Annotated in this window: 18 protein-coding genes; 15 read left to right on the forward strand and 3 right to left on the reverse strand. The window is 69.2% G+C overall.

Annotated elements, in window-relative coordinates:
• Positions 1-91 precede the first annotated feature (91 nt).
• Together DIE06_RS25255 and DIE06_RS25260 are read right to left on the reverse strand one after the other, a co-directional pair.
• Positions 92-1,582 carry a carbohydrate porin gene (locus DIE06_RS25255; protein ID WP_124663710.1) on the reverse strand — a complete coding sequence of 497 codons (1,491 nt, stop codon included), beginning with the start codon at positions 1,580-1,582 and terminating at the stop codon, positions 92-94.
• Positions 1,583-1,693: 111 nt separating this feature from the next.
• Positions 1,694-1,963 (reverse strand): hypothetical protein, encoded by a 270-nt coding sequence (locus DIE06_RS25260; RefSeq protein ID WP_124663711.1) that lies wholly within the window; start codon positions 1,961-1,963, stop codon positions 1,694-1,696.
• Between the two features lie 1,063 nt (positions 1,964-3,026).
• Between DIE06_RS25260 and DIE06_RS38445 the strand changes: the two genes are divergently transcribed.
• The gene (locus DIE06_RS38445) at positions 3,027-3,164 is read left to right on the forward strand and encodes a hypothetical protein (protein WP_185733473.1); all 138 of its coding nucleotides are present in this window, start codon (positions 3,027-3,029) and stop codon (positions 3,162-3,164) included.
• A gap of 108 nt (positions 3,165-3,272) precedes the next feature.
• Complete coding sequence (locus DIE06_RS25265; RefSeq protein ID WP_124663712.1) at positions 3,273-4,919, forward strand: NRAMP family divalent metal transporter; 1,647 nt, start codon at positions 3,273-3,275, stop codon at positions 4,917-4,919.
• Between the two features lie 122 nt (positions 4,920-5,041).
• On the opposite strand, the gene DIE06_RS25270 is transcribed toward DIE06_RS25265, so the two are convergent.
• Positions 5,042-5,947 carry a LuxR family transcriptional regulator gene (locus DIE06_RS25270; RefSeq protein ID WP_124663713.1) on the reverse strand — a complete coding sequence of 302 codons (906 nt, stop codon included), beginning with the start codon at positions 5,945-5,947 and terminating at the stop codon, positions 5,042-5,044.
• Positions 5,948-6,227: 280 nt separating this feature from the next.
• Between DIE06_RS25270 and DIE06_RS25275 the strand changes: the two genes are divergently transcribed.
• From DIE06_RS25275 to sctT, 13 genes are all read left to right on the forward strand, one after another.
• Positions 6,228-7,061, forward strand: a complete 834-nt coding sequence (locus DIE06_RS25275) for an autoinducer binding domain-containing protein (RefSeq protein WP_124663714.1) — start codon at positions 6,228-6,230, stop codon at positions 7,059-7,061.
• Positions 7,062-7,299: 238 nt separating this feature from the next.
• Positions 7,300-9,513: a type III secretion system export apparatus subunit SctV gene (sctV, locus tag DIE06_RS25280; RefSeq protein WP_124663715.1), complete on the forward strand. Its 2,214-nt coding sequence runs from the start codon at positions 7,300-7,302 to the stop codon at positions 9,511-9,513.
• Positions 9,510-9,788, forward strand: coding sequence for a type III secretion system export apparatus subunit SctS (gene sctS, locus DIE06_RS25285; protein WP_124663716.1), 279 nt, complete (start codon positions 9,510-9,512; stop codon positions 9,786-9,788). The genes sctV and sctS overlap by 4 nt, the downstream gene beginning before the upstream one ends.
• On the forward strand, positions 9,788-11,827 hold the full coding sequence (gene sctC, locus DIE06_RS25290; protein ID WP_124663717.1) for a type III secretion system outer membrane ring subunit SctC: 2,040 nt from the start codon (positions 9,788-9,790) through the stop codon (positions 11,825-11,827). Before sctS ends, sctC begins: the two co-directional genes overlap by 1 nt.
• On the forward strand, positions 11,808-13,166 hold the full coding sequence (gene sctD / locus DIE06_RS25295) for a type III secretion system inner membrane ring subunit SctD (protein WP_124663718.1): 1,359 nt from the start codon (positions 11,808-11,810) through the stop codon (positions 13,164-13,166). Before sctC ends, sctD begins: the two co-directional genes overlap by 20 nt.
• 151 nt (positions 13,167-13,317) lie before the next feature.
• Complete coding sequence (locus DIE06_RS25300; RefSeq protein WP_059468365.1) at positions 13,318-13,527, forward strand: hypothetical protein; 210 nt, start codon at positions 13,318-13,320, stop codon at positions 13,525-13,527.
• A gap of 124 nt (positions 13,528-13,651) precedes the next feature.
• A complete protein-coding gene (locus DIE06_RS25305; RefSeq protein ID WP_124663783.1) occupies positions 13,652-14,134 on the forward strand; it encodes a hypothetical protein in 483 nt (160 codons plus the stop codon).
• Positions 14,135-14,183: 49 nt separating this feature from the next.
• Positions 14,184-15,071 carry a type III secretion system inner membrane ring lipoprotein SctJ gene (gene sctJ, locus DIE06_RS25310; protein WP_124663719.1) on the forward strand — a complete coding sequence of 296 codons (888 nt, stop codon included), beginning with the start codon at positions 14,184-14,186 and terminating at the stop codon, positions 15,069-15,071.
• Positions 15,068-15,808: a SctK family type III secretion system sorting platform protein gene (locus DIE06_RS25315; RefSeq protein WP_124663720.1), complete on the forward strand. Its 741-nt coding sequence runs from the start codon at positions 15,068-15,070 to the stop codon at positions 15,806-15,808. Before sctJ ends, DIE06_RS25315 begins: the two co-directional genes overlap by 4 nt.
• Entirely contained in the window at positions 15,790-16,419 is a 630-nt protein-coding gene (sctL, locus tag DIE06_RS25320; protein ID WP_124663721.1) for a type III secretion system stator protein SctL, read from the forward strand. Before DIE06_RS25315 ends, sctL begins: the two co-directional genes overlap by 19 nt.
• Positions 16,416-17,801: a type III secretion system ATPase SctN gene (gene sctN, locus DIE06_RS25325; protein ID WP_124663722.1), complete on the forward strand. Its 1,386-nt coding sequence runs from the start codon at positions 16,416-16,418 to the stop codon at positions 17,799-17,801. Before sctL ends, sctN begins: the two co-directional genes overlap by 4 nt.
• Complete coding sequence (locus DIE06_RS25330) at positions 17,794-18,486, forward strand: hypothetical protein (RefSeq protein ID WP_124663723.1); 693 nt, start codon at positions 17,794-17,796, stop codon at positions 18,484-18,486. Before sctN ends, DIE06_RS25330 begins: the two co-directional genes overlap by 8 nt.
• Positions 18,480-19,289, forward strand: coding sequence for a type III secretion system export apparatus subunit SctT (gene sctT, locus DIE06_RS25335; protein WP_124663724.1), 810 nt, complete (start codon positions 18,480-18,482; stop codon positions 19,287-19,289). Before DIE06_RS25330 ends, sctT begins: the two co-directional genes overlap by 7 nt.
• Positions 19,290-19,302 lie beyond the last annotated feature (13 nt).

The following is a 19,302-nucleotide window of genomic DNA, read 5'->3' on the forward strand; positions in this document are numbered from 1 at the left end:
CGCGGCGTGCGTTGCTCGCAAGCACGTGAATGCACACGGGCCGGACCGCCGCTGGAAGCGGTGGCCCGGCCCGTGTCGCATCCGTGGTGCGTCAGAACGTGATCGTCGTACGCACACCCACCACCGTTTCGTCGCCGATGCGCGCGCCGACCGCATTCGGGTTCGGGATGCCGCCGCCCGGCCGGAAGAAGTGCTGCAGGTCGGCCTGCAGCTGCCACCACGGCGCGACCTGGTACTGGTAAGTCGCCTCGATCACCGTTTCCGCGCGGCGCACCGGATAGCCGGGCGTCGTATAGGTGCCGGTGTCGCCGTCGAGCGCACGGGCATGCGAGCCGATCTTCGCGTAGCCGACCGCGATGCCGGCCGTATCGTCGTCGCGGCCCTTGAACGGCGCCTTGAGCGTCACGCCCGCATTTGCCGCGAAATCGACGACGTTGCGATCGCCCGGCGCGCCCATCACGCGCGCGAACACGCCGACCGAGCGCGGGCTGTCGGCCGACGGCCGCCACACCATCTGATCCGCGACCGCATAGAAACCGTAGTTGCCTCGGTGCGTGGCGGGAATCCCGTTGCTGCCCGGATTCGCGAGCGACAGCCCGTCCGTGCCGACGCGCGGATCGTTCGCGTGCTGCGACTGATACCAGAAGCCGAGCTTGTACGTGCCCGGCAGGCCGGCTGGTTGCGGCGCCTTAGGATCGGCGGGCGGCGCGTTCAGCGCGTACTGGAGCTCGCCGATCACGAACGCGCCGCTGCGCAGGTTGAAGTTGGTGCCGTGCGCATTCAGCACCTGGGCATCGCCGTCGCCGCGGCCGGCCGGATTGCCGTCGAACACGCCGACCAGCGCGGTCCACGCGTTGGCCGGCTTCACGCGCAGCCGCACGCCGAGCGACGACAGCGGATACGCGGGGCCGCCGGACGGCAGGTCGGTCGACGGCAGCACGGGCCAGCCGAACGTCGCGTTCATGAACGTCGCCGCGTACTGGCTCACCATGAATTCCTGGTCGACGCTCTGCTGGCCGACCTTCACGTCGGCCTTGCCGTCGAGGAACGCCTGCTGGTACCAGAGCTCCCACAGCCGCGTGGTCGAATTCGCCTCGATGCCGGTCGCGGTCTGCAGCGTCTGCAGATAGCGCTGCGTGAGGTTGGTGCCGTGGATTTGCAGCGCCGACACGTTGAACGTGCCGCCCGGCAGTCCGATCGCCTTCTCCGTGTCGACGTTGAAGCCGAATTGCGTGAGGCCCTGATAGGCGCCGCCGCGCTGCGTGCCGCCCGCGGCGTTGTACAGGTATTCGCTGGTTTCCTGCAGGTTCAGCGTGACGCCGTGATCGCCGAGCACGTCGCGCAGGCCGCCCATGTTGCCGAACAGGTTCGAACGTTCCCATAGACCGGTGGGAGCGGGCGTGGCAGCATCGGCGGCCGGTGCGGGGGCGGCGGCGGTGTCGCTGGCACCGGTCGCCGGTTCGGCCGAGGCGGCCGGCGCCGACGATTGCGCGAACGCGGGGGCGGCCGCGAGCCACAGCAGCAGCATCGCGAGCGCATCGAGACGTGGCTTGCGCAGTGCGGGTTCGAAACGATCCTTCATGTTGGTTCCGTTGCTTGATTGATTAGTTAGGCTGAAGAAATGGTAGTGTGAGGCGATGGCGCGGGTGCGGCTGGTGCGTGGGTACGCAGCCGCTTCGCGCCGCAACGCCGCTTACGGCAGCCAGCCGCCGATCCGCCCTACCTGCGCGAAGCCGAGGCGCGACGCGACCGTGCAGAGCAGCGCGACCAGCGCGACGGCGGCCGCCATTGCACCGGCCAGCACGCAGTCGAGCGGGCGCGGTGCCGGCGGCAGGTGCACGAGCGCGCTGCCGCGCCAGTTGCTGAACGTATGGGCGAGCGGTGAAAGGGCCGAAACGAACGCGCGGTTGGACGCGACGTGAGCGAGTCGCCTGAGTTTGACCGCGAACGATTGAAAGAACATGACGTACCTCCGTCCGGTCCGGCGCGTGCCGGACGACGTGATCGAGCGCGGGCGCATGACGCGGCCTGCGGTCGGAGGGTGGAACGTAACGGAGCGTGCAACGGACGAACCGGTAATGGCCGGCCCGGGAGAAGCGCGCTAACCCGACGAATGCGAGCTAGCGGCGAATGACATGCGTCTGGCTGCTATCTCGCGACGGCTTGGCCGGCCTGGACCGGCATCGAACTGCAACTGGAGCATGTGTCCACGGAGGGACTCCCTTGATGAATCGGGGCGGATTGTATTCGCGTCGTTTGCTGCGGTGCAAGTAAAAAACGCATAAAAAACGATCAGTGTGGCGTGCGCGTCGCAACGAGCGGCACGGCACGGCCGCGGCGCGAGAATGGCGTGGGGTGTCGCGCCGTTGCTCGGATGCATCGATCCGTGATCGCACCATGACGCACTGAAAGGTTTCGGCGCGTCTTTTCAGGGGCAAATCTTTCAGTGCTGCAAAGCCGGAAATTTATTTCGAGAAATGGGGTTTCAAGGGGTTGACTACACTTTCGGCCGGTCCATAAAATCCGCCATCTTTACTCTTGGGGCCGCCGCCTTGGACGCCTGCAGTAGTCGATCTTCGAACGAAATTTCCGCCTGAGCGACCGACGTCCGCGCCTCATCGAAGCCGCCGTTTGTCTCCCAGGCAAACGGTGCGCGCAGCAGTATTCCGCAGCAAATCCCTACGTGCACCCTGATTCGCGCCGGTTAGCGTGATGCGTTTGCGCATGCGCCATCCGGTTTCGCCGCCGCCCGGTGCGCGGCCGCGTTCGCGCATGCGTGTCGCATGCACCCGAACGACGGCCCGCGCGCCGCGCGGCGGCCAACCGTGTTCTCCGGAACACCGCACAGGAGCCGCCATGAACGACAGTGACAGTTGTCCCTTATGCCCGTTGCAGCCACAGACCCTTTTGAACCCGGGTCGCAGGGACATTCCGGCCGACTAGCCTGACACGTCGTTCAGGCCCCGGCCTGGCCCCGCGCCCACCACGCGGCCGGCACGCATGCCGTTGCCGCCAGGAGCCAGACCATGAACTTCGGCCTTCTGCTGTCGAATCTTCCGCACGTCACGGAATCGCGCCCGCGCTACGACGCGATGCTGATGCTCGACGCCCGTCCGCGGGTGTTCTCCCGGTTGTTCACCCGATTGAAATCGCTGCTCTACTGAACCGAAACGCCGAGCGCGTCTCGGCATGCGCGCACGGGCCCGTTCCGCGCGCGTATTCCAAGACCACACGCTTGACCGGATAAAAAAACCAGCCGTACGGAATTCATCATGTCCACGCCATCCAACGTCTCTCCACCGATCGCCGTCGAACGCACCGCCGTGCTCGACGAAGCCCACCTGGGCGACATCCGCGGCGCGCTCGGCACCATCGCGCATCACGATACCGCCGCGCGCGGCACGTGGTGGGCGCGCCTGCGCACGCTGCTCGCGATCATCGGCCCCGGCCTGATCGTGATGGTCGGCGACAACGACGCCGGTGCATTCGGCACCTACACGCAGGCCGGCCAGAACTACGGCACGACGCTGCTGTGGACGCTGCTGCTGCTCGTGCCGGTGCTGTACGTGAACCAGGAAATGGTGCTGCGGCTCGGCGCGGTCACGGGCGTCGGCCATGCGCGCCTGATCTTCGAGCGCTTCGGCAAGTTCTGGGGCGCGTTCAGCGTGATCGACCTGTTCCTGCTCAATGCGCTGACGATCGTCACCGAGTTCATCGGCATCACGTTCGTGCTGGCTTTCTTCGGGCTCCCGAAGGTCGCGGGCGTGTGCGTGGCGGCCGCGCTGACGATGGCGGCGGTGAGTACCGGGGATTTCCGGCGCTTCGAGCGATTCGCGATCGTGCTGTGCGTGCTGAGCCTGCTGCTCGTGCCGGTGCTCGTGTCGATCCACCCGCCGGTGGCGCAGATGTCGCGCGATTTCTTCGTGCCGAACTGGCCCGCGCACGCGAAGCTGTCCGACGTGATGCTGCTCGTGATCGGTGTCGTCGGCACGACGGTCGCGCCGTGGCAGCTGTTCTTCCAGCAGAGCTACGTGATCGACAAGCGCATTACGCCGCGCTTCATGAAGTACGAGAAGGTCGACCTGTGGATCGGTATCGCGTTCGTGCTGATCGGCGCGGTCGCGATGATCGGCTTCAGCGCCGCGCTGTTCGGCGGTCATCCGGAAGCGGGCAACTTCACCGACGCGGGCGGCATCATCGCGGGCCTCGAGAAGTATGCGGGCCGCACGAGCGCGACGCTGTTCGCGGTCGCGCTGCTCGACGCGTGCATCATCGGCGCGGCGGCGGTATCGCTGTCGACCGCGTACGCGATCGGCGACGTGTTCAAGATCCGCCACTCGCTGCATCGCGGCGTGTCCGATGCGAAGGGCTTCTATCTCGTCTACTTCGGGATCGTCGCGGCCGCGGCCGCGCTCGTGCTGATCCCGGGCAGCCCGCTCGGCCTGCTGACCGAAGCGGTGCAGACGCTCGCCGGCGTGCTGCTGCCGAGCGCGACGGTGTTCCTGCTCGTGCTGTGCAACGATCGCCAGGTGCTCGGCCCGTGGGTCAACTCGACGAAGCTCAACATCTTCACCGGCGCGGTGATCTGGGTGCTCGTGCTGCTGTCGATCATCCTGACCGCGTCGGTGATGTATCCCGACATCAGCGGCGAAGCGATCGTCGACGTGCTGGTCGGCGGCACGGTGCTCGCGATTGCCGGTTATCTCGCGACGGTGCTGATCCGCCGCAACAAGCGCGTCGTCGAGCCGGGCATCGATCGCGCGCTGCGCGCCACGTGGCGCATGCCGCCGCTCGACACGCTCGAGCCGCAGAACATGACGGTCGCGACGCGCGTCTGGATGGCCGTGCTGCGCGGCTACCTGGTGATCGCGGTCGGTCTCGTGATCGTCAAGGTCGTGCAGATGACGCTGCTGAAGTAACGCAGCACATTTGACAGGAAGCGGCGCCGAACCCGGCACCGCGCCCCAACCCGCACGTGCCGGCCTTCGTGGCCGGCATGTGCAGGTGCGCGTCCGATCACGGCACGCTGCACGCGCCGCCGTCAGATCAGTTCGAGCTTCGACGTCAGGTACGTGAGCTGGATCCGGTTCGCGACGCCGAAGCGCTTGCGCAGCTTGCGAAGGTGATAGTCGACGTTGTGCGCGCTGGTGTCGAGGCGCCGGCCGATCTCCTTGTCCGACGCGCCTTCCGCGATGCCCAGCAGCAGCTCCTGCTCGAACGGCGTGAGCCCGTTCACGGCGCGTTCGCGCGACGTCGCGATCAGTTGCGGCGACGCGAACTTGTGCACCGACAGCCCGATCGACAACGCCTGCTCGATCGTCGCCGGCGTGATCCACTCGCGCGTGCGGCGCGGTGCGGTGAAGCTCATGAACGCATGCAGCCGCGTGCCGGGCACGGCCATCGAATACATGATGCCGCTGCACATGCCGTCGTCCTGCATCGTCTGCAGGAAACCGTCGAGCGCGGCCGGCGTCACGCACGGGCCGTTGTCGCGCTCGCGGTGTTCGCGGCGCAGTTGCTGCAGATCCCACACGATCGGCATGTTGCACACGCGCGCGTCGAGCGTGCGCGGATCGATGTCGTGATGGTTGTGTCGCACGTAGTCGCCGCGATAGGTGGTCGGCGTGAACGCCTCGTGCAGGTAGAGACTTTCGACGCGCTCCCGCGAGAATTCGAGCGCGAAATACGCGAACGTCGAGAAGCCCGTCAGGTGCAGCAGGCTTGCGACGATCCGGTTGCGCTCCGCGGTGCTCTGCGCGTGCGCGAGCGTATCGGCGACGCCGAGCTTCGGCGCGTGCGGCTGCGCGATGTCGCCGCGCTTGACGTCGTCGCACCAGACGACCTGCACCGGGCGCGCTTTCGACGCGTCGGCGCAGGCGACCGTCCGCCGCGGCGGACGGGACAAGGTTGGGGCGACCGCTTCTTCTTGCAATGCAATATCGGACATGAGCCATCCCTCGGAATCGACGCGCATCGCGCGGCGGCAACCGTGTCGTGCACGGCGCGCGCGACGATGCGATCGAGCATCTTTATGATATGCGCCGATCGTCATCCAGACGAAACGCGGGGGCATTGTACAAAAATGCCTGTGTGCGCGTAATATGCCGTAATACTAATTCGGGCGAAAGGTTCATATTCGCACCGGTATAGAGACCACCAGAAAATCATAAAGAAAAGACCAGATCGTGACGGGGCGGTTTCACATATTGGGAAAGGGTGAGCTCCTCATGACATATGCTGACGACGCGCCCCGCGTCGAGTGGTTTTCGCAAGCCGAGATCGCGGCCGCTGCCGCTTATTCGAAGGAAATTCATCCATTCGAGCGCGACGTTTTTACCGGCATTCAAATTGCATCCGGTAAATCCGACGCGACTCCCGTCGATTTCGCCCAATGCCATGCCCGATTGCGGCAGATCGGTTTCAGCACGCTCGGCTACGGCGCGTACGAAATGATCGGGCGGCGCATCCTGTGCGCGCATCTGCTGCGCGACCTCGCGCCCGCGACGTTCATGCAGCCGTATATCGAGGGCATGCTCTACGAGAGCGACCCGCGCTTCGCGCAGGTGCGGCAGAGCGGCTTTCCGGTCGCGTGGCGGCTCGACGAGATCGAGTCGTCCGCGCAGGGCAGCGGCGACCGCAAGGTGCTCGCGCTGGCGGGCCATCTGCGTGCGCACGCAATGAACAGCGGTGTGATCTTCAGCCTGTCGGCGCCGCGGCTCGACCTGCGCGTCGCGGTGAACGTGACGTCGGAAGCCCATGGCACCGACTGGATCGACGATCGCGTGATCGGCGGCGCACTGTCGGTGAGCCTCGCCGTGCATCGCGTCGCGCTGCCGTTTCTCGAGGCGCGCATCGCGCGCATGCGCGGCTTCGCGCTCGGCGACGAGCAGCAGCAGGTGCTCGAGCGCCTCGTGCATGGGCTGTCCGACCAGGAGATCGCGAGCGCGCTGCGCACGTCGCTGCACAAGGTCGGCCACCATATCCGCTCGCTCGAAAAGCTCTTCAACGTCCAGAACCGCGCGCAGCTCGCATATCTCGCCGCACGCCGTCTGGAGTCCTGACCCTGTCTGCGCGCGCGGCGCCCGCCGCGCGATGGAAGCGGTTCCGGCGCGGCGCGCGGGCAGGCGCCGGCGGGTTTCGTAGTCCGATCCGATCGTCGCCGGAAAACCGCCGCGACGCTACGAGGCGCGTGCCTTTTTACGCGGTTTCGCGTCGCTACACTCGTCCCATTCAACGGTCCGCGCGACGCGGGGCATGACGGCCCGCGCCCGCTGGCGACAATGACAGGACGACGGCACGATGGCAGAACCGAAGGCGCTCCCTCGCGACTGGCAGCGGATCTTTTCCGCCGGGCGCGGCGTGTCCGGGCGACGTCTCGGGGCATCGCCGCGCGCCGACCTGTTTCTCGCCGCGTTCATCGTGTCGGTGGTCGCGCTGTTCATCCTGCCGCTGCCCCAGGCCGCGCTGGACGGGATGATCTCGCTGAACCTCGCCGCGAGCGTCGTGCTGCTGACGGTGTCGACCTACGTGCCGTCGGCGGTCAGCTTCTCGTCGTTTCCCGCGCTGCTGCTGTTCACCACGCTGTTCCGGCTCGCGCTGAACATCGCGTCGTGCAAGCTGATCCTGCTGCACGCGAACGCGGGCCACGTGATCGACGCATTCGGCCGGCTCGTGGTCGGCAACAACGTCGTGGTGGGCGGCGTGGTGTTCCTCGTGATCGCCGTCGTGCAGTTCATCGTGATCGCGAAGGGCTCGGAACGGGTCGCCGAAGTCGGCGCGCGCTTCTCGCTCGACGCGATGCCGGGCAAGCAGATGAGCATCGACGCGGATTTGCGCGCGGGCATCATCAGCGCCGACGAAGCGCGCGAGCGCCGCGAGAAGCTCGAACAGGAATCGCAGATGCACGGCGCGATGGACGGCGCGATGAAGTTCGTGAAGGGCGACGCGATCGCGGGTCTCGTGATCGCGTTCATCAACATCGTCGCGGGCATCGCGGTCGGCACGCTGATGCACGGGATGGATATCGGCGAGGCGCTGCAGCGCTACGCGATCCTGACGGTCGGCGACGGGATGGCGTCGCAGATCCCGTCGCTGCTGGTGTCGATCGCGGCCGGCATCGTGACGACGCGGGTCGCGACACGCGACACGCGGCAGCGCCAGCTCGGCGAACAGCTGGGCGAGCAGCTTGGCGCGCACCCGCGCGCGCTGCTGATCGCGGCGCTGGTGCTGGCCGGCTTCCTCGTCGTGCCGGGTTTTCCGAAATGGTCGTTCGCGCTGATCGCGTTCGGCCTCGGCGCGTTCGCCTTCACGCAGCTGAAGCGCAAGACGACCGCGCCGAGCTTCAACCTGATTCATATCGCGGGCCGCATCGGCGCGACCGACGACGGCCAGCCCGCGAAGGTGCCGCATGCGGCGGGCGTCACGTCGCTGATCGCGGTGTCGCTGTCGGACGACCTGCGCACGACGCTGAACCTCGCGCAGCTGCAGACCGCGCTGTCGAGCGCGAAGGCGCGCGTCGACGCGGATATCGGCACGGTGTTTCCGCGCATCACGCTGAACGATGACGAAGAGGCGGCGGCCGGCACGTACCGGATCTATCTGCAGGACGTGCTCGCCGCGCATGGCGCGCTGAAGCCGGGCTGGCTGCTGTGGGACGGCGTCGCGCCGCTGCCGGAGCGCGCGGAGCGCCAGCCGGCCGAGGCGTTCGGCCCGTTCGCGACCGCGCTGTGGATCAAGCCGGACGGTGCGGCGCCGGACGGCAAGTGGCTGACGAGCGAGGGCGCGCTCGCCGCGCACGTCGAGCAGATCGTGCGCCAGCACGCGGACGAGCTGCTCGGCATCCAGGAAACGCAGGCGCTCGTGCACCTGGTGCGCCGCGAGCACCCCGAACTCGTCGGCGAACTGACGCGGCTCGTGCCGCTGCAGCGCGTGACCGAGGTCCTGCGCCGGCTGCTCGCCGAACAGGTGCCGATCCGCAACCTGCGCGTGATCTTCGAGAGCCTGATCACGTGGGCGCCGAACGAGCCGGACGACGTGATCGCGCTGGTCGAGCTGGTGCGCGTCGACCTGCGCCGGATGATTACCGATCGTCATGCGGGCGCGACGCGGCAACTGCGCGTCGTGCTGTTCGAGCAGAACCTGCAGGAGCGGATCGAGAGCGCGGTGATGCGCACGAAGCAGGGCAATTTCCTCGCGCTGTCGAGCGCGATCAAGCAGGACATCGGCGAACAGGTGCGCGCGATCGTGCAGGCCGCAACGGCAGCGCAGACGGCCGGCACCGGCGGCCACGGCAACCCGCAAGGCGCCGCGCGGCTCGCGGTGATGGTCGCGCTCGGCGCGCGCCGCTACGTGAAGACGATCCTGCAGCCGGTGCTGCCGGAACTCGCGGTGCTGTCGTACCAGGAGGTCGAGGAGGACGTGCAGCTTCATACCGTCGGCTGGGTCAAGAACCCGCCCGACGACGGCACGCTCGGCGCGGGCGCCGGTGTACGTGCGCCGGGTGTCGCGCAATGACGAGCTCGACGATCCTCGACCTGACCCGGCAGGCGCTGATGCTGGTGCTGCTGCTGTCGCTGCCGATCGTGCTGATCGCCACCGTCACGGGCCTCGTCGTCGCGATGCTGCAGGCGGTCACGCAGGTGCAGGACGCCAACATCGGCATCGCGGTGCGGCTGATCGCCGTGATGGTCGCGCTCGTGCTGCTGTCCGGCTGGCTCGGCAGCGAGGTGCTGCGCTTCGCGCAGCAGGCGCTGGAACGCATGTTCGTTTCTTCCACAGGAGTGTTTTGATGCGTCGACGCGTCGCCCCGATCCGGTTTCAACCGCGCCGCCTGCAACGGGCCGCGCTCGCCATGTGCGCGACCGCGCTGCTCACGGCATCGCTGTGCATGACGGTCGCGCAGCCGGCGCGCGCGGCGGACCTGCGCTGGCGCAACAAGCCGTTCACGATCGTCGCGAACGGCAAGAAGATCGGCGACTTCATTCGCGAGCTCGCATCGTCGCAGGGCGTGACGGCCGTGGTCGACCCGAAGGTCGACGGCGTGATCAGCGGCCGCTTCTCCGGCACCCCGCAGCAGACGCTCGACACGATCTGCTCGACCTACGGGCTCACGTGGTACTACGACGGCTCGTTCCTGTACGTCGACCCGGCCGACCAGTCGCAGACGCAGATGATCCCTATCCCGCCGAACGCGGCCGGCGAGATCGGCCGCGCGCTGCAGGCGATGCAGATTCCCGACAAGCGCTACACGCTCGTGATCAACGATCGCGCGAACAGCGTGTACGTGGCCGGCCCGCGCCGCTATGTGGAGCTCGTGCGGCAGGCGGTCGGCTCGGTCGGCGATCCGTCGGCGAACGGCGCGCATGCGGACATCCGCGCGTTCCGGCTCAGGTACGGCTGGGCGTCCGACTTCACGATCAACCGCTCGGGCAAGGAAGTGACGGTGCCGGGCGTCGCGACGATCCTGCGCCGGTTGTTCGGCAAGGGCGGCGGGACGAACGAGCTGCCGTCGAGCACGCCGCTCGGGCAGGCCGCGCGCCAGGTGAAGCTCGGCTCGGGGCTGACGATCGCGGTGCCGCGGCTCGATTTCCCCGATATTTCCGGCGGCCCGCGGCAGGGCGGCTATGGCGGCGCCGACAGCACTGCCGGCGGCTTCTCGCCGTTCTCGAACGGAGGCGGCGGCGACACGCTGCCGCAGATCGTCGCCGATCCGGCGATCAACGCGGTGATCGTGCGCGACCTGCCGGAGAACATGTACCGCTACCAGTCGCTGATCAACCAGCTCGACGAGCGGCCGCGCATCGTCGAGATCAACGTGACGATCATCGACATCAACGAGGATTCGCTCGACAGCCTCGGGATCGACTGGCGCCTGCACACGACGCACGGCGACGTGCAGATCGGCAACGGCCAGAACCCGCTGAACGGCAACACGCAGTTCAACGGCGCCGGCAATCCGCCGCTGACGTTCGGCATCGGCACGTCGGAGGCGGGGCAGACCGGCACCTTCTTGCCGACCGGCATCGCGCTGACCGCGTCGATCGGCGGCTCGCTGCGCAACTACCTGCTTACGCGCGTGAACGCGCTCGCGCAGAAAGGGCAGGCGCAGCTGCGCTCGAAGCCGAAGGTGCTCGCGCTCGACAACACCGAGGCCATTCTCGAGAACCTCACGCAGTTCTACGTGCAGGTGCAGGGCTACCAGGATTCGTCGCTGTACAGCGTGACGACGGGCACCAGCATCAAGGTGACGCCGATGATCGTCGACGAGGCGATCCGCAACGCGGCCGCCGTATCGGGCAATCCGCAGAGCGTGATGATGTCGATCGACATCCAGGACGGCAACATCGTGCCGGGGCAGGCCGTGTCGAACGTGCCGGTGATCCAGCAGCGCAACATCGTCACCAAGACGATGATCGACGAAGGCAAGAGCCTGCTGATCGCGGGCTTCAACGACGACGAGGTGCGGCTGAACAAGAGCGGCGTGCCGTGGCTGTCGGACATCCCGCTGATCGGCAACCTGTTCAAGTACACCGACAAGTCGGGCAACCACATGGAGCGGTTCTACCTGCTGACGCCGCGCGTGGTGACGACCGCGTCGATGTACGCGCCGGACGGCTCGCCCGTGAACCCGGGCGCGGACGGGCCGGCCGGCTCGAACGGCACGTCGATGTATCGCCCGCCGGACAACGACATCGCGGTGCCGCTCACGCCCGCGCCGCTGCCCGGCACGAAGTTCGGTCCGCCCGCGCTGCCGCCGCCGAAGGATTCGGCGTCGCAGCCCGTGGCGACGACCGCAGGAGCGTCCACCCATGTCGACGACCATCATTGACCCGCACGGCGACGGCGCATTGGCGGGCGGCGCGGCGGGCGCCGCGGCCGGGGCGGCCGCGCTCGCGTCGCCGTGGAACCTGTGCTTCCTCAGCGGACCGATGTACGGCCGCACGATGTCGCTCGCGCGCGGCGCGAACTGGGTCGGCACCGCGGCCGACTGCGAAGTGATCCTGCCCGATCGCGAGATCGGTGCGAAACAGGTGTGCCTGCAGGTCGGCGCGCTCGCGGTGACGGTGCAGAACCACGGCGGCGACGGCGGCGCACCGGTGCTGTTCAACGACGAGCCGCTCGACGCGGGCCGCCGCTCGATGACGCCGCAGGACGTCGTGACGGTCGGCTCGATCAAGCTCGGCATCGCGCGTCACGCGCAGGCGAGCGTCGCGGTGCCCGACGAGGCCGACGCGACGGACGCCGTGCGCGAGGCCGCGTGGCTCGGCTGGCTTACCGGCGGCCTGCGCCGTCTCGGCAGCCGGCGGCTCGTGATCGCGGTCGTCGCGCTGTGGATCGGCGTGCTGCTCGGCGCGCTCGGCTACGGCTTCGTCGCGTGGTCGGGGCGACTGCCGTGGCAGCACGAGTCGGTGCTCGCGCGCACGCACCGGCTGCAGCAGCTGCTGCATGCGTATCCGGAGCTCGCCGTCGCGCCGCGCGACGACGGCGTGATCGTGTCGGGCTACGTGAGCGATCCGGCCGCGCGGGAACGCGTCGCGCAGATCGTCGCGGGCGTGGACAACGCGGCGCTCGGCAACATCTACGTGGTCAGCGATCTCGTCGCGACCGCGCAGACGTATTTCAGCGACACGGCGCTGACCGTCACCTATCTCGGCCGCGGCCGGATCGAATTGACGGGCGCGGCCGAGCGCGCGCAGATCGAGCCGCGCATCCGCAACTACATGAAGGATGCGCGTCCGGCGCTCGAGGTGGTCGACCATGTGCGCGACGCCGATGCCGCCGCGCCGCGCACCGCGACGACGCTCGGCGGCGTCGCGGGGATTCCGGAGATCACGACCGTGTTCGCGGGCGACGGCGACCAGCGCTATATCGAGACAGCCGACGGCAGCCGCTATTTCGAAGGCGCGCGGCTGAAGGAAGGGCCGACCGTCGTGTCGATCGGCGCGGACGAAGTGGTGTTCGAACGCAATGGCCAGCGCATCACGATGCCGCTCGGCGGCCCGTCCGCGAACGTGCCCGGGCAGGCGCCGGCGCCGCCCGTGCCGCCGCTCGCGAGCGGCGCGGCGGCCGGCGTCGCGCAGCCGGTGCCGGGGCCGACACTGTTGCCGGATGCGCCGGCGGTACCGGCGGTTGCCGCGGCCGGCGCATCGAAGGAGGCGGCGCGCTAGCGCCGCGACAGGACCTGCGCATCGCGTGTCGCGCGGTGCGCGCAATACGCGACACGTCGCGCGCATGCGGCGCGTCACGTCGCCGGCGGGGCATGGGGCCGCCGCCGGAAGAGGGAAGCAGTTCACTGACGTTCACGCAAAGGAGCGAAACATGAGTACCCCCCCGACTGGTGCCAACAACACGAACCAGGTCCAGCAACAGGCGGACGACCTGACCAAGACGCAGCTCGAACTGACGAAGATCAACTTCCAGGTCCAGCAGTCGACCGCGACGTTCGAAACCAGCAACGCAGTGACCGCGCAGGAAGGGACGGCGAACGCCCAGGTTGCGCAACACCTGAGTTCCGCCGGCCGCGCATGACGCCGGTCGCCGGCCGGGCCGCGCGACGCCAGATGCCGGGGCCGCCCGTGACGGGCGCCCGGCGGGGCGGGTGCGCGTGCCGGCCGGCAAGTTCCCGGCGCTGCCGGTCAAGGAGGACACGATCATGTCGGTAACAGGCGTAGGCGCGGCACCGCCAGGCGCGGCCGCGCTCGCGGGTGCCGTGCAGCAGGCGGGCACGGCGTCCGATCCGGCGCAGGTGCGCCAGTTCGATGCGTTGATGCAGCCGGGTGCGGCCGCGGCGTCGCCGTCGGCCTCGGGCGTCGCGATGTCGCGCGCGCCGGCCGATGCGGCGCCGGCGGTGCAGATGACGCCCGCGACGCCCGCGCAGGCGAACCATTCGTCGCTCGTCGAGCGCTTGCGCACGTACGGCAACGATCTCGACACGCGGTACGCGAACATCGACAAGCATCGCACCGAGATGCTGACGTCGATGGCGGACCACCGCAGCGATCCGCTGATGACGATGGTGCAGGCGATGGATTTCCAGTGGACGGCGACCACCACGATTTCGGAATACCAGTTGAGCCTGTCGGTCGCGCAGGCGGCGAACGGCTTCACGCACACGGTGCTGAAGACGCAGGAGTGACGAGCGCGCAGGCCGCCAACGGCCGCGCGCGCGATGAAGCGGACAAACGATGACGACGATCGATTCGACGCCGCGCAGGCATGCGTGGCGCAGCCGGGCGGCGCGTGCGCTGCTCGCGGCGCTGCTCGCGCTGCTGGCCGGCTGCCAGAAGGAGCTTTACTCCGGCCTGTCGGAGCGCGACGCGAACCAGATGGTTGCCGTGCTCGGCGACGCGGGCATCAGCGCGTCGAAGGACAACGACGCGCGCGACACGTCGGATCGCAGCGCATGGCAGGTGAGCGTCGCGGACGGCGACATGCAGTCGGCGCTCACCGTGCTGCAGGCGAACGGGCTGCCGAAGCCGAGCTATGCGAGCCTCGGCGAGCTGTTCCAGAAGCAGGGGCTCGTGTCGACGCCGGCCGAGGAGCGCGTGCGCTACCTGTACGGTGTGTCGCAGGACCTGTCGCGCACGCTGCAGGACATCGAGGGCGTGGTGGTCGCGCGCGTGCAGGTCGTGATTCCGGAGAACGATCCGCTCGCGGACAAGATCAAGCCGTCGTCGGCCGCCGTGTACATCCGCTACCGGCCCGGCGTGGACCTGCGCGCGATGGCGCCGATGGTCAAGGATCTCGTCGCGCACAGCATCGAGGGGCTGCAGTACGACAACGTATCGCTGTTCCTGCAGCCGGCCGCCGCGCGCACGGCGCGCGTGGACGGCATCGGCAGCGCGGTGTCGGACATCCTGCGGCTGCGCTCGCCGCTCGGCTGGCTGGTGTTCGCGCTGATCCTGCTGACCTGCGCGGTGATCGCGCTGTCGGCCGCGCGGCGCGGGATGTTCGGCGCCCGGCTGGCCGGGCTGGTCGGCACCCCGCGCGGCGCGAACGGGGCAGGCGGTGCGTCCGCGCAGTCGGGCGGCGGCAGCCTGCGCACGCCGGACGGCGCGCGCGACGGCGCATGAGCGAGCCCCGTGCGCTGCCGCCGGGCGCCACGCCCGACGCCGCGCCGCTGCCGTGGCTGCAGCCGCTTGCGCTGCCGCCCGCCGGGCGGCGCGCGGTGTTTCATGCGCTCGTCTGCGAATTCAACCTGCGGCCCGACCGCTATCTGCACGTGACGCGCGTGCCGACCGAGTGGCCCGCGGCCTATCGCTCGCCCGACGCATTCGGCCCGGCCGGCCGCAAGCTGCTGGCGCGCCACCTGCTCGACGCGAACGGCGTGGCCGGGCACCACGACTTCGACGTCGCCAGTCCGAGCGCGCGGCTCGCGCTGCTGCCCGGCGCGGCGCTCGAGCAGCTCGCGTCGTATGCGGGGCTGCTGCTGCATCGCGGCTGGCTGCGCGACGCATTGACCGTGCGCCGCATCCGCGTGGAAGTCGCGGCGAAGCTCGGCGGCGATGCGCTGGAGCTCGCGCTCGAGCGCGCGCCGGAATTCGGCGCGCTCGCGGACACGCTCGAACCGTGGCGTGCCGATCCGGCCGCGCTGCCGGTCGTGATTCGTGCGCGTGGCGGCCGGCTGCTCGCGGATTTCATCGGCGTGGCGGGCGACGCGGTCGCGCGGCGCGCGCGCCTGAAATTCAACCGCGCGATCGACGACGAAGCGCCGTACTGGCTGAACCGCGCGCAGCGCGATCAGTTCGGCGAATTGCTGTTCCTGTTTCTGATTCCCGAGAGGCTTGCGTCATGGGACTGGCTTTTCTGATCACGAGCGACAACCTGCAGTTGCTGTCGGAGCGCAAGGTGCTCAAGGAGCGCGAATACGCGGCGCTGCTCGACGCGTCCGCGGTGATCGCGACCGCGCGCGACGAGGCCGCGCGCATCGTCGCCGACGCGCAGCGCGAATTCGACAGGCGCCAGGCGGCCGGCTACGACGAAGGGATGCGCCGCGCGCAGCGCGAGCATGCGGCGCAGGCCTACACGCAGGCGCTGGCCGCCGCGCGCACGATGGAGTCGATGAAGGACTCGATGGCCGACATCGTTGTGAAGGCCGTGCGCGCGATCGTCGGCGAGATGGGCACGCAGAAGCTCTACGAGGCCGCGCTCGCGCGGATCGCGCCGCTCGTGCGCGACGAGGCGTTCCTGATCGTGCGGGTCGCGCCGGGCCGCGAGGACGAAATGCGCGATGCGCTCGAGCGCGCGTTCGCGGGCCAGTCGAACCGGCAACGGATCCGCATCGTCGAGGATGCGCAGCTCGAACGTCATGCGTGCACGGTCGAGACGCCGTCCGGGCGCATCGACGCGAGCCTCGACCTGCAGATCGACGCGCTGCGCCAGGCGATCCGCCGCGACGCGCTGAAGGGCACGACGCGATGAACGCGCCGCTCGACGATCCGCAGCCGTTCGGTGCCGGCAGCGACGACGATGCCGCGCCGTTCGATCGCGGCCGCCTCGTCGGCGATCTCGACGCGGGGCTCGCGTTCTTCTCGCCGGTGTCGGTGCAGGGCCGCGTCAATCACGCGGTCGGGCAGATCCTCAACGCGACCGGCATCCGTGCGCGGCTCGGCGAGATCTGCGAGTTGCGCACGCCGAACCAGCCGACGCTGCTTGCCGAAGTGGTCGGCTTCTCGCGGCAGACCACGCTGCTCACGCCGCTCGGCGACGTGGCCGGCCTGTCGCCGGAGACGACCGTCGTGCCGTCCGGGCGCGAGCACGTGTTCCCGGTCGGCGAAGCGCTGTTCGGCCGCGTGCTCGACGGGCTCGGCCGGCCGCTCGACGATCGCGGGCCGGTGACGGGCGCCGCGTGGGTGTCGACGCAGCAGGACCCGCCGAATCCGCTCGCGCGCAAGCTGATCGACACGCCGTTTCCGACCGGCGTGCGCGTGATCGACGGCCTGATGACGCTCGGCATCGGCCAGCGCGTCGGCATCTTCGCACCGTCCGGCGTCGGCAAGAGCACGCTGCTCGGGATGATCGCGCGCGGCGCGCAGGCCGACGTGAACGTGATCGCGCTGGTCGGCGAACGCGGCCGCGAAGTGCGCGAGTTCATCGAGCACAGCCTGTCGCCCGAGGTGCGCGCGCGCTCGATCGTCGTCGTGTCGACGTCCGACCGCCCCGCGATGGAGCGCGTGAAATCCGCGCTGGTCGCGACCGCGATCGCCGAGCACTTCCGCGATGCGGGCAAGCGCGTGCTGCTGCTGGTCGACTCGCTGACGCGTTTCGCGCGCGCGCAGCGCGAGGTCGGCCTCGCGAGCGGCGAGCCGCCGACGCGGCGCAGCTTCCCGCCGTCGACGTTCGCCGTGCTGCCGCGCCTGCTCGAACGCGCGGGGCAGGGCGCGACCGGCTCGATTACCGCGCTGTACACGGTGCTCGTCGAAGGCGATGAGGAATCCGATCCGATCGCCGAGGAAGTGCGCTCGATCCTCGACGGCCACATCGTGCTGTCGCGCAAGATCGCGCTCGCGAACCGCTATCCGGCGATCGACGTGCTCGCGAGCCTGTCGCGCGTGATGCCGCTCGTCGCGAGCCGTGCGCATCAGCAATCGGCCGCGCGCGTGCGCGAGCTGATCGCGAAGTACCAGGAAATCGAGCTGCTCGTGCAGATCGGCGAGTATCGCGAAGGCAGCGACCGGCTCGGCGATCTCGCGCTGCGTGCGCGCGATGCGATCGGTGCGTTCTGCGCGCAGGCGTCGCATGAGGACGTGCGTTTCGACGCGCTGCTCGCGAAGCTGACGACACTCGCGAACGACCATGTCTGAAGCCGACGACCGTCTCGTGCTCGCGACGCTCGCCCGCCTGAAGCGCGTGCGCGAGATGCGCAGCCAGATCGCGCGCGTGGCGGCCGCGCGCCAGCAAGGCATCGCCGCGCAGAGCCGGCGCGCGCTCGACACCGCGCACGCCCAGCTCGCGCAGCAGGTCGCCGCGAAGGCCGCAATCCAGACGCGGCTCGCCGACGACGTGCGCGAGGCGCGCGCGCTGCAGAACGCGGCCGCCGATACACGCACGTTCGACCGGCATATCGGTGTCGCGAGCGCGTCGGTGAGCGAGGCCGCGCACGTGCATCGCGATCACGAGGCGACGCTCGCCGACCTGCAGCGCGCCGCGCGCAAGGCGAAGGCCGCCGAGGACAAGCTCGACAAGGCCGGCGAGAAGGCGCTGCAGGCACGCGCCGCGCGGGTCGAGCGCGATGCCGACGAAGTCGCGGACGCGCATGCGGTGCGGCGCTTCGCGACGGCCGGCGTGTGGGCGGGCGATGCGGCGGGGCATGCAGCGGGGCAGCCGGACATGGCCGCCGCGTTCGACGCGGAGATGGTGTCGCGACCGGCGGATGCAGACACGACAGGCACGACAGGCACGACGGACGCCGCCGATACGATCGACTCGACCGCTGCGACTCTTCCCGCCGACGACCCGGCACCCGCCGCCGCGGAGCGTCGATGCTAGACCACGCGGCGAACTTCAACGATATCGCCGGCACGCTGCGTCCGCTGCTCTACGTGATGCCGCGCCTGCTGCCGATCATGTTCGTCGTGCCGGTGTTCAACGAGCAGATCGTCACGGGCCTCGTGCGCAACGGGATCGCGGTCGTGATCGCCGCGTTCGTCGCGCCGGTGATCGACCCGGCGCAGGTCGCCGCGCTGCCGTTCGTGATGTGGTGCCTGCTCGTCGCGAAGGAGGCGGTGGTCGGCATGCTGCTCGCGGGCGCGTTCAGCGCGGTGCTGTTCGCGATCCAGGGCGTGGGCTACCTGATCGATTTCCAGACCGGCAGCGGCAGCGCCGCGTTCTTCGATCCGATGGGCGGGCACGAGGGCGGCCCGACGTCGGGCTTCCTCAATTTCGTCGCGATTGCGCTGTTCGTCACCGCCGGCGGCCTGCAGGTGCTCGTGCAGCTGTTCGCGCAGTCGTATGCGTGGTGGCCGATCGGCTCGCTCGGCCCCGATTTCTCGTCGATGCTGGGGACCTTCGTCGTGCGGCAGACCGACACGATCTTCGAGTGGATGGTGAAGCTCGCCGCGCCGGTGATCATCGTGCTGGTGCTCGTCGAGCTTGGCATCGGCCTCGTCGGGCGCGCGGTGCCGCAGCTGAACATCTTCGTGTTCGCGCAGCCGCTGAAGAGCGCGCTCGCGCTGCTGATGATGGTGCTGTTCCTGCCGGTGGTGTACGCGTCGCTGCATGCGCTGCTGAGCCCCGACAGCGGGCTGATGGCGCTGCTGCGCGCGCTGTTCGCCGCGCACGGCGGCGCGTGACGGCCCGCCGGAA

The sequence above is a fragment of the Burkholderia sp. Bp8998 genome, from assembly GCF_003854235.1.
Classification (GTDB): domain Bacteria; phylum Pseudomonadota; class Gammaproteobacteria; order Burkholderiales; family Burkholderiaceae; genus Burkholderia.